Origin of the sequence: Bifidobacterium catulorum (assembly GCF_003129925.1) — a bacterium.
Taxonomy (GTDB): Bacteria; Actinomycetota; Actinomycetes; order Actinomycetales; family Bifidobacteriaceae; genus Galliscardovia; species Galliscardovia catulorum.
The window spans coordinates 12,961-23,211 of sequence record NZ_QFFN01000007.1 but is presented as its reverse complement, the minus strand read 5'-3'; the positions used below and the strand labels follow the sequence as shown (position 1 = coordinate 23,211).

General features: G+C 63.9%; 6 protein-coding genes and 2 tRNA genes. 7 read left to right on the top strand and 1 reads right to left on the bottom strand.

Annotation, left to right across the window (positions count from 1 at the left end):
* The first annotated feature begins 48 nt into the window (after window positions 1-48).
* From DF200_RS04095 to DF200_RS04085, 3 genes are all read left to right on the top strand, one after another.
* Complete coding sequence (locus tag DF200_RS04095) at window positions 49-1,653, top strand: SpaH/EbpB family LPXTG-anchored major pilin (RefSeq protein WP_109137020.1); 1,605 nt, start codon at window positions 49-51, stop codon at window positions 1,651-1,653.
* 581 nt (window positions 1,654-2,234) lie between these two features.
* Complete coding sequence (locus DF200_RS04090; RefSeq protein ID WP_109137019.1) at window positions 2,235-3,146, top strand: class C sortase; 912 nt, start codon at window positions 2,235-2,237, stop codon at window positions 3,144-3,146.
* Window positions 3,139-3,966, top strand: a complete 828-nt coding sequence (locus DF200_RS04085; protein ID WP_146192007.1) for a hypothetical protein — start codon at window positions 3,139-3,141, stop codon at window positions 3,964-3,966. Before DF200_RS04090 ends, DF200_RS04085 begins: the two co-directional genes overlap by 8 nt.
* Window positions 3,967-4,261: 295 nt before the next feature.
* On the opposite strand, the gene DF200_RS04080 is transcribed toward DF200_RS04085, so the two are convergent.
* Window positions 4,262-5,047, bottom strand: a complete 786-nt coding sequence (locus DF200_RS04080; protein WP_109137017.1) for an ABC transporter permease — start codon at window positions 5,045-5,047, stop codon at window positions 4,262-4,264.
* A 311-nt stretch (window positions 5,048-5,358) separates the two neighbouring features.
* On the opposite strand from DF200_RS04080, the gene gltX reads away from it, so the two are divergent.
* The 4 genes from gltX to DF200_RS04060 all read left to right on the top strand — a co-directional run bounded on the left by gltX (window position 5,359) and on the right by DF200_RS04060 (window position 10,209).
* Window positions 5,359-6,897, top strand: coding sequence for a glutamate--tRNA ligase (gene gltX, locus DF200_RS04075; RefSeq protein ID WP_109137016.1), 1,539 nt, complete (start codon window positions 5,359-5,361; stop codon window positions 6,895-6,897).
* Window positions 6,898-7,361: 464 nt separating this feature from the next.
* A tRNA-Glu gene (locus DF200_RS04070) sits at window positions 7,362-7,434 on the top strand.
* A 37-nt stretch (window positions 7,435-7,471) separates the two neighbouring features.
* A tRNA-Gln gene (locus DF200_RS04065) sits at window positions 7,472-7,543 on the top strand.
* A gap of 506 nt (window positions 7,544-8,049) precedes the next feature.
* Window positions 8,050-10,209 carry a KUP/HAK/KT family potassium transporter gene (locus DF200_RS04060; protein WP_109137015.1) on the top strand — a complete coding sequence of 720 codons (2,160 nt, stop codon included), beginning with the start codon at window positions 8,050-8,052 and terminating at the stop codon, window positions 10,207-10,209.
* Window positions 10,210-10,251: the final 42 nt, after the last annotated feature.

Here is a 10,251-nt window from a genome sequence, read left to right as displayed (position 1 = left end):
AGATTTTCCCAACATATCCATCTGTCCATCAAGAAGAAAGGAACAGTGATGAACTCACTGATGAAGAAGGCCATCGCCGTCGCCGCGGCCGCGGCCACCGCAATCGGCCTCGGCGTTGCGACCGGCGCCACCGCCAACGCGGCCGACAACGCCACGCTGACCGTGAGCACCGCCGACGCCAAGTTCGCCGGCAAGACCGCGAACGCCTACAGGATGTTCTCCGCCACCGTGAGCGGCAGCGACGACACCGGCGACAAGGCCGTGTCGTACACACTCGACGCCTCGTGGAGCAGATTCTTCACCGGCACCGATGCCGCAGCCAGCGGCGCGAACTGCTCCGGCGACGCCGCCGCCGTGAGCACGTGCGCCTACGAGTATGTGAGCAAACTGACGGGTACCAACCTCGTCAACTTCGCCACCAAGGCGTCCAACTGGGCGCAGAAGAACAACAGCGGCATCACCGCCGTTGACCCGTCCGCCACGGTTTCCGCCACCCCGACCGACGGCAAGTACACCGCCGCGTTCGCCGGTCTCGACTACGGCTACTACGTGGTCGCTGTGCAGGGGGCCTCTGTGGCCAACACCACCGGCCAGTACGCCACGCTCGTCTCCGTGGACTCTGCCGCGGTGACCGCCGAGATCAAGGGCGACCTGCCCACCGTCGAGAAGAAGGTGGACGGCAACGACTCCGCCAACGCGCAGATCGGTCAGAAGCTCACCTTTACGCTGACCTCCACCATCCCCGACATGACCGCCTACGACAGCTACACCTTCAACTTCAAGGACACGCTGTCTGACGGACTCACGTTCGACGCCATCACCTCGGTCAAGGTCGAAGGTGCCGCCGATGCTCTCGTGGAGAACACCGACTATACCGTGACCAAGCCCACTGCCGACAACGGCAACCAGCTGACCGTGTCCATGACCGATTTCAAGGCCAAGCAGCAGGCCAACGCCGGCAAGCAGATTGTGGTCACCTACACGGCCACGCTCAACGAGAACGCCGTCGTCGCCGGCAAGGGCAACACCAACTCCGCGAAGATCGAGTACTCGAATAATCCGAGCACCAACGGCACCGGCGAGTCCGAGCCCGACACCGTGCGCACCTTCACCTACCAGTTCACCGTCGACAAGTACACCGGCGACACCTACAACGACCAGGCCAAGCGCCTCGCCGGTGCCGTGTTCCAGCTCAAGGCCAAGGACGGTGCCGACTACATCAAGTTCGTGAAGGTCGATGACACCACCTACCGCGTGGCCACGGACTCCGACGCCGCCGACACCACCGTTCAGGAATTCGCCACTCCGGCAAGCGGCAAGCTCACTCTCAAGGGTCTCAAGAACGGCGAATACCTGCTGCACGAGAAGACCGCTCCGGCCGGCTACAACCCGCTTGCCAGCGACATCGGCGTCAAGATCGACGGCAAGGACAACGGCACCGAGCAGACCGACGCCGACGTGACCATCACGTACGACAACGAGGCCGGCGCCAACTACGGTCAGACCGCGACCGACGGCGTCATCCCGGTGAAGAACAGCACGGGCAGCACCCTGCCCGGCACCGGCGGCATGGGCACCATCGCCTTCACCGTAGCCGGCGTGCTGATCGTCGCCTTCGGCGTCGTCTGGGCCATCCGCCGCAAGCGCGCCTGACGGGTGCGTAGGCGCAGGCGTTCAACTCCCCTCAGTCAGCTTTGCTGACAGCTCCCCTCAATCTTGAGGGGAGCCGGAGCCGAGAGTCGTTTGACTTGGCTAAGGTCAGGGGGAGCTGGGCAGCCGGATGGTGCTGAGGCCCATGTGGGTGTGGCGTTCCTCCTCGCGGAGGGGAGCTGCGGAGGGTCTGCCGTCCGCTGCCGCCGTCCTGTGTGGCCCCTCTCGACGGAGGGGAGCTGGGCGTTCGGACGGCGCTGAGGTCTATGTTGGATCTGGCTCCCTTCCTGACGGAGGGGAGCTGGGCCAACGGCATGGAAGGCGCCGCACGTCAGACTGGCTCCCCTTCTGACGGAGGGGAGCTGGGCAGCCGGATGTGCTGAGGTCCATGTTGGATCTGGCTCCCCTCCTGACGGAGGGGAGCTGGGCGCTGAAGGCGGCCTGAGGGGAGGCGTCCACTGATTCACCGTCAAAAAAAGACCGACTCTCCCCACATACGCATCCTTGCCGTCTCCATCATCCCCGCCGTCTCCATCGTTCCCACCACTGCAACCACCAAAATCCACCATCCCGGGAAAGCCGCAATGAAGAAGCTGCGTGACATACTGCCTGTGCTGGTCATCATCGGAGGACTGCTCGTGCTGTTCTACCCGACGATCAGCAACATGCTCATCATGCGTAACGCCAGCCGCGCCGTAGGCAACTACGATGCCGCCGTCAACGCCATGAGCGAGGAACAGTACGCCCGCGTGCTCCAGGCAGCCCGCGACTACAACACGCATCTTGCGCAGCAGGCGGCCGGCGGCTCCACGAACGCACTCGCCGGCGCGGTCAACACGGCCGCGTCCGACAAGCAATACCAATCCATACTCAACATCGACGGACACGGCATGATGGGCTACATCACCGTGCCCCGTCTCCACGAAACCCTGCCCATCTACCACGGCACGGCCGAAAAGGTACTGCAGGTGGGCATCGGCCATCTCGAAGGCACGTCCTTCCCGGTGGGCGGCGCATCCACGCACACGGCAGTGTCCGGCCATCGCGGACTGCCCAGCGCCAAACTGTTCACCGACCTCGACCAGATGAAGAAGGGCGACCTCTTCTTCTTCCGCATCCTCAAGGAAACCTACGCCTACCAAGTCGACGGCATCAGCACGGTGCTGCCCACCGACACCACCTCGCTCGGCATCACCGCCGGCAAGGACCAGGCCACACTCATCACCTGCACGCCATACGGCGTCAACACGCACCGACTGCTCGTGCACGCCCACCGCGTGCCCTACACGCCCGACATGGACGGGCAGGCCGCCAACCAATTCGGTCTGCACATCCCTCCGCAGTATCTGATACCGCTCATCGGACTCGCGACGCTGCTCGTCGGCGGTGGCGTGGCGCATCATATTCGCAAACGGCGTCGATCGGCCGCCGGAGTCGCCGCACGCAACGCCGGCCACGATGAAAGGAGACCGAAGCATGGAACCCATCGTGCATAACGCAGCCACAAGATCCAGCGGTTGCCGTCGCGGAGGGCGTCCCACGGGACTTCGACGACATGCCATACGTCGCATCGACACCGTATTCGGCATACTGGTCTGCCTGCTGATGGCCATGACGGTGACGCTTACGCCATTCGGGACCGCGGCGAACGCCGCATCCGCCACAAACGGCAGCCTCACCATATCCGCCAGAGGCGGCGGCGATGCCTCCGGCGGACACCCGCTCGTCGGCGACACCTACGCCGTGGCCTATGTGGCCGGCGTCACGCTCAACGACGACGGGACCGGCATCAGCGGCTTCACCACGCGGGCACCCTTCAAACGATTCGACCGCGAGTGGGGGGAGCTCACCTCCTCACAGGCCAATGCCGCCGCCAAGGAGATCGCCGACTACGCCGGCAAGCATGGGCGGTACGACTACACCGACCGACGCACGGGCGGCGACGGCACCGTCACCATCAGCGGGCTCGCCCCCGGACTCTACCTCGTGAACCGTGTGGGCGTGGCCGACGCAAACCGGAAATACCGCTGCGACCCCTTCTTCGTGACCATTCCCGAATTCGACGCCGGGGCATCGGACTATCAGGTGACCGCCGCGCCCAAATTCGAGGAACTGCCCGTGCCGCCCGGTCCCACGACCACGCCTGAGCCGGGTGCGACGCCGACACCGACGCCGACGGCCCCTGAAACGCCCGGCCGGTCCGACATCGCCAAAACCGGTGCCGCCATCATGCGATACGTGGAGGCCGCCGTCATACTCGGCGCCATAGCCTTCGCCGCCATGTTCGTCCACACCCAGCTGCGGCGGCGCGACTGACCGGGCGCATACGTGCCGGACTTGGTGTTGCGTGTTGGGTGCCGAAAACCGTGATCGTTGGTATTGCAGCGATTGTGTTCCCGTCACGTAGTGCAAAGTCCAACACGTAGCGAGGTGTCCGTCACGTAGGGGGAAGTCCGGCACGTAGCGGGGCGGCGTGGCCTGTTGGGCGTTTACTTCCGCACTACGTTGTTTATTGGGCGCTTATTCCTGCGCGGTAGTGTTTATTCGACGTTTATTCCTGCGCGTCAGTGTTTATGGGCGCTTATTCCTGCGCGTCAGTGTTTATGGGCGCTTATTCCTGCGCGTCAGGATCCTCGTCCTCCGAAGCGGGGCCGAGGAGCAGCAGTTCGCTTGCGTTGACCAGCAGCATCAGCACCGCCGTCAACGCCACGATTACGAATGTGGCCGAAAAGATCAGCGGCGTGCGGAACGAGTTGTACGCCGCCTGAAGCCAGATGCCCAGGCCCTTGCGTGCGCCCAGATATTCCGCGGTCGCCGCCGTCGCGAAGATATATGCGGCCGAGATGCGGATGCCGCCGTAGATCTGCCGCGCCGCCACGCGCAGCTTCACATGCCACAGCGTCCACACGGGCGTTGCCCCGCAGGTGAGCGCCACGTCGGAATAGAATTGCGGCACCGACTCCAATCCGCGAATCGTCTGCACGGCGATGGGGAACAGCCCGAACACGGCCACGATTGCGATCTTGCCGGAGATCTCGAAGCCGAACCAGATGATGAACAGCGGGGCGATAGTGATCAGCGGCATCGTCTGTGCGGCGGCCAGCAGCGGGAAGAACGCGGCGTTGAGCACGCGCGAGCAATAGAACACGATGCCGATCATGATGCCGCAGACCACGGCGAGCGCGAACCCCACGAATCCTTCGTAGGCGGTGATGAGCGTGGCCGGCCATAGGGTGGGCCATGTGTCGATGGTCGCGTCCACGATCTCGCTTGGCGACGAGATCATCGTGGGGGAGACGTTTCCCACGCGGCACCATATCTCCCACGCCGCCACCAGGACGATCACCGCGATCGCGGTCGGAATGTAATGTCTGATCTTCTGCAGCGCTTCCGCCATGTCACCTTGCCTCCTCGCGCTCGTGCGCGGCCGTGGCGGCCAGTCGCGGTGAGCAGTAAGGTGAGGAGCCTGCGCGCGGAACGGCCGAGGGTCAACGATATCCAACCAAAAACTTCCAACCACACAGTATAGGAGAATATCGGGGACGTGCGGAACGCGCCCCGAGGGCCGTTTTGGGCGCTCTCCGCGGGAAAACCGGAGTCGTGAGGCTTTGCGGGAATCGTCGCCTCCACCGGCCCAAAGCCCTACGACTCGCATTTTCGGGGGAAAACACCCGGCTTCCGTCCCGTTGACGCGGCACAATAGGGCGTATGACTGAAGAGCATGTTGAAAACGCAAAGTCCGAAGCGAAGCCCGAACTGCCCGAGAACGTTCGCGTCCGCTTCTGCCCCTCGCCGACCGGCACCCCGCACGTGGGCATGGTCCGCACCGCACTGTTCAACTGGGCCGAGGCCCGTCACACGCACGGCACCTTCGTGTTCCGCATCGAGGACACCGACGCCCAGCGTGATTCCGAGGAGAGCTACAACCAGATTCTCGATGCCCTGAAGTGGCTCGGCCTCGACTGGGGCGAGGGCGTGGAGGTCGGCGGCCCCGATGGCCCGTACCGCCAGTCCGAACGCACCGACATCTACAAGGACGTTGCCGCGAAGCTGCTTGAGGCCGGCTACGCCTATGAGTCCTTCTCCACGCCCGAGGAGATCGAGGCCCGCAACGTGGCCGCCGGCCGTCCGAAGGCCTTCGGCTACGACGGCTACGACCGCAACCTCACCGAGGAGCAGAAGGACGCCTTCCGCGCCGAGGGCCGCAAGCCCGCCATCCGCCTGCGCATGCCCGACGAGGACATCGCCTTCGACGATCTGATCCGAGGCCGCATCGAGTTCAAGGCCGGTTCCGTGCCGGACTATGTGATCGTCCGCCCGAACGGCGACCCGCTGTACACGCTCACCAACCCCGTGGACGATGCCATGATGCGCATCAACGTGGTGCTGCGCGGCGAGGACCTGCTGAGCTCCACCCCGCGTCAGATCGTGCTGTACCGCTACCTGATCGAGCTGGGCGTGGCCAAGGAGATGCCGCTGTTCGGCCACATGCCGTACGTGATGGGCAAGGGCAAGAAGAAGCTTTCCAAGCGCGATCCCGAGTCCAACCTGTTCCTGCACCGCGACCATGGCTTCATCCGCGAGGGCCTGCTCAACTACTTGGCGCTGCTGGGCTGGTCGATCAGCGCCGACCGCGACGTGTTCTCCATGGACGAGATGATCGAGAAGTTCGACATCCGCAACGTGAAGGCGAATCCGGCGCATTTCGACATCGACAAGGCCATCGCCATCAACGCCGAGCACGTGCGCATGCTCGAACCGCAGGACTTCCTCAACCGTTCCGTGCCGTACCTGCATCGCGACGGCGTGGTCTCCGCCGACAATTGGGATGCCCTCACCGACCGTGAGAAGAGCGTGCTCACCGCCGCCGCCCCGCTCGTGCAGTCCCGTGTGCGTCTGCTGGGCGAGGTCGCCGGCATGGTCGGTTCGCTGCTCTCCGCCGAGGAGTATCTCGAACCCGACGCCGATGCCAACAAGCAGCTCAAGGCGTCGGCCCCCGACGTGCTCGACAAGGCCATCGAGGCCCTCGACGCCGTCGACGAGGCCGATTGGAAGACCGACAACCTTCATGAGACCCTGAACAAGGCGCTCATCGAGGAGGGTGGTTACAAGCCGCGTCTGGCGTTCGGTCCGGTGCGTGTGGCCATGTCGGGCCGCCGCGTCTCCCCGCCGCTGTTCGAGTCCATGGAGATCGTGGGCAAGCCGGTCTCGGTCGCCCGTCTGAGGAACCTCCGCGCCCATCTGTGACGCCCATCTGTGACGTGTACGTGGCGTCGGAACGCGACCGATGATTCCGATGCCGTCTCGCCCGCCGTTCCCATATGGGACGGCGGGCCGTTTGGTATGTGGGGCGCATAAGGAACCGGATGATGGATTCCTTTTCCGGGAACGTCATCGGATGCCGACGTGTCTGTGAGTGCATCGTTTGGATTCATCGTCGTTTCCCGACATCGTGCCGCATGCCATCATGCCTTATGACGACGTTCTTTACAGCAGTATTCCGCACAACAGCCAAAACGTCGATAATCGTTGATATATCAACGAAAACAAGTGATTCCTCCAATCGCGACACGCCGAGGGTTGCGCACTTCGTGGTGCTCGCGTATATTAATCACTCGTTGCGGTTCACACCGCAGTCCGGTCAGGGAAATGACGGAAGTTGCTGAACTGAACAGTCAGTAATTGACGTCGCTGAACTGATTGATAATTAAGCCCCCATCGTATAGCGGTCTAGTACTACGCCCTCTCACGGCGCCAACACCGGTTCAAATCCGGTTGGGGGTACGACTACGGAGCAGTCGCAAGACTGCTCCGCGCCAATTGGGGTATGGTGTAATTGGCAACACAGGTGATTCTGGTTCATCCATTCTTGGTTCGAGTCCAGGTACCCCAGCGAATACGGCCTCGCGAATCGAATGATTCTGCGAGGTTTTTTGTTATCACCATGGTGTTGTAGTATCCGCGTGCGTGGCGTGGGCCGTCGGCGGCACGGCTCCGTTCGCTGGCGGTGCGGCTTCACGCGCTGACGGCGTGGTCTCGAACGCCGGCGGTGTGGCCCGGGCGTTCGGCAATGTAGCCGCTCTGCACCGACGACATGGTCCCGCGCATCGGCAATATGGTCCGGTACCCGACAATATGACCCCGCTTGTCGGGATGGTGATCCATGACGTTAGCGCTTCGTTAACATATGGCCGCTTTTTCGTTTGGAATCCGTTAGGGCCGGTCTTCGCCGCCGTTGTTCGGAGTAACGTGAGCGGTGCTCGCAAAACCTTTCACGATGGCTGATATCGGACGTCGGACGCACGCCGACCGATGCCGGATCCTCGACCTTGGGCATTCGGCATTGTCGTAAGCGGGGACGATGTCCTTTCATAGGGTTCACAAGGGGGAGACCGGCAGATGAGCGCCAGCGGTGACAGTACACAACCACGGTCGAAAGCCAAAGCCAAATCGAAGCCGAAGACGAAAACCACCCGCATCTCCCGTATCGTCGGCGCCGGCCGCGGCCGACGTGGCGGCACGCGCGTGGCACCGGGCGGGCGAGGCATCCCGCTGAATGTGGGCACGGCGCTGGTGGCGCTCGGCATCGTCTACGGCGACCTGCTCACCAGCCCCGTGTACACGCTGCCCGCAGTGCTTGCCGGCCAGGGCGGCCTCGCCGCGGTGACGACCGACTTCGTCGTGGGTGTGCTGAGCCTCGTCTTCTGGACGCTCATGCTCATCGCCACGCTGAAATACGTGCTCATCGCCCTGCGTGCCGACAACAAGGGCGAAGGCGGCATCCTGGCGTTGTATGTGCTCGTGCGCCGGCATTGGAAGTGGCTGATCGCGCCGGCCATGATCGGCGCGGCCGCGTTCCTGGCCGACGGCGTCTTCACGCCCGCGGTGAGCATCACGTCCGCGATGGAGGGTCTGCGCACCATTCCGGCGCTCGCCTGGCTCGACACTCACACGGTGATGGTCATGAGCCTCGTCGTCATCGTGCTGCTGTTCCTGCTGCAGCGCAACGGCACCACGAGCATCGGCCGCCTGTTCGGCCCCGTCATGCTCGTCTGGTGCCTGTTCATCGCCGGCGCCGGCCTGCCGCACGCCATGCGTCATCCCGAACTGTTTCTGGGCGCGCTCAACCCGTGGAACGGCATCTCGTTCCTGCTGTCGTCGCAGAACCATGCCGGATTCGCCGTGCTCGGCAGCGTGTTCCTCTGCGTCACCGGCGCGGAGGCCCTGTATTCCGACATCGGCCATGCCGGCATCAAACCCATCCACGCCACGTTCCCGATCGTCGTGGTGTGCCTGCTGGTGTGCTACACCGGCGAAAGCGCGTGGATCCTCGACCATGCGGGCGATCCGGCGTTCACCGGCAACGTCAGCCCGTTCTTCCAGATGATGCCGGAGCAGCTGCGCGGATTCGCCGTCGTGTTCGCCGTGGCGGCCGGCGTCATCGCCTCTCAGGCGCTGATCACCGGCGCGTTCACCATGGTCAAGGAGGCCACGTCCGTCAACTGGATGCCGCATCTCAAGGTGCTGTATCCCTCCGTCACCAAGGGCCAGCTGTACATTCCCGCCGTGAACTGGACGCTGTGCGGCCTGACGATCATCGCCGTGCTCATGTTCAAGGACAGCCATCATATGGAGGGCGCGTACGGTCTGGCGCTCAGCGTGGCCATGGTCACCACGTCCATCCAGCTCGCCGCCTACATCCTGCACGTGTGGCCCGGCCTGCACGACTGGCAGCGCCGTTTCGGGGCCGCCGCCATGCTCGTCGGCTTCGGCGCGCTCGACACGGCGTTCATGGTCTCCTGCCTGATGAAGTTCCTCAACGGCGGCTGGTTCAGCGTCATGGTGTGTGCGGCGGTGCTCGCCGTCATGATCTCATGGGAGGAGGGCACGCGCGTCGAACGCAAGGCGCGCCGTCGCGTGAAGATCGCCGGTTTCGAGGACGAGCTGATCCGCCTGTCCACCGACGACGACGTGCCACTCACCGCCGGCAACCTCGTGTTCCTCACGCCCGACATGACCACCGACCGCGTCGACGGCGACATCCCGCGCAGCATCTTCGCCGGCAATCCCAAGCGCGCGTACGCCTATTGGGTGGTGACGGTGCTGATCAGCGACCATCCGTATGGGGAGGAGTGGTCGGCGCAGCCGTATGCGCAGGGCCATCTCATCCGTGTGCGCATACGGTTGGGATACAAGGAGCCGCAGCGTGTGCGCCCCATGCTGCGTGTGATCATGCGCGAACTGCTGCGCACCGGCGAACTGCCCCCGCAGCGCAACGCCTATCCGGGATGGAACGGCGAGACGGCCGACATCGCGGCCACGCGCTATGTGTTCATCAAGAAGTCGCTGGTCCCCGAATCCGACATCAAGGATCTGGAACGGTTCGCCATCCGCCTCAAGTACGCGATCCGTTCGGTGGCCGGCAATCCGCTCGCATGGTATGGACTGGCGTTCGACCGTCCGATAGTCGAGATCGTGCCGTTGCGGACGAAGGAGTATCCCGAGCCGAAGGTCAAGCGCGTGCGGTTCCGCGGCCAGGTGATCCCCGGCCGCGGATGATGCCGCATCGTTGCCGGTCGTGTCCGTCGGATGAATTTCCGA

Excerpts from the sequence above, each read along its gene's own strand:
- DF200_RS04095 (WP_109137020.1), top strand. The coding sequence starts at position 49 with ATGAACTCACTGATGAAGAAGGCCATCGCCGTCGCCGCGGCCGCGGCC.
- DF200_RS04090 (WP_109137019.1), top strand. The coding sequence starts at position 2,235 with ATGAAGAAGCTGCGTGACATACTGCCTGTGCTGGTCATCATCGGAGGA.
- DF200_RS04080 (WP_109137017.1), bottom strand. The coding sequence starts at position 5,047 with ATGGCGGAAGCGCTGCAGAAGATCAGACATTACATTCCGACCGCGATC.
- gltX (WP_109137016.1), top strand. The coding sequence starts at position 5,359 with ATGACTGAAGAGCATGTTGAAAACGCAAAGTCCGAAGCGAAGCCCGAA.
- DF200_RS04060 (WP_109137015.1), top strand. The coding sequence starts at position 8,050 with ATGAGCGCCAGCGGTGACAGTACACAACCACGGTCGAAAGCCAAAGCC.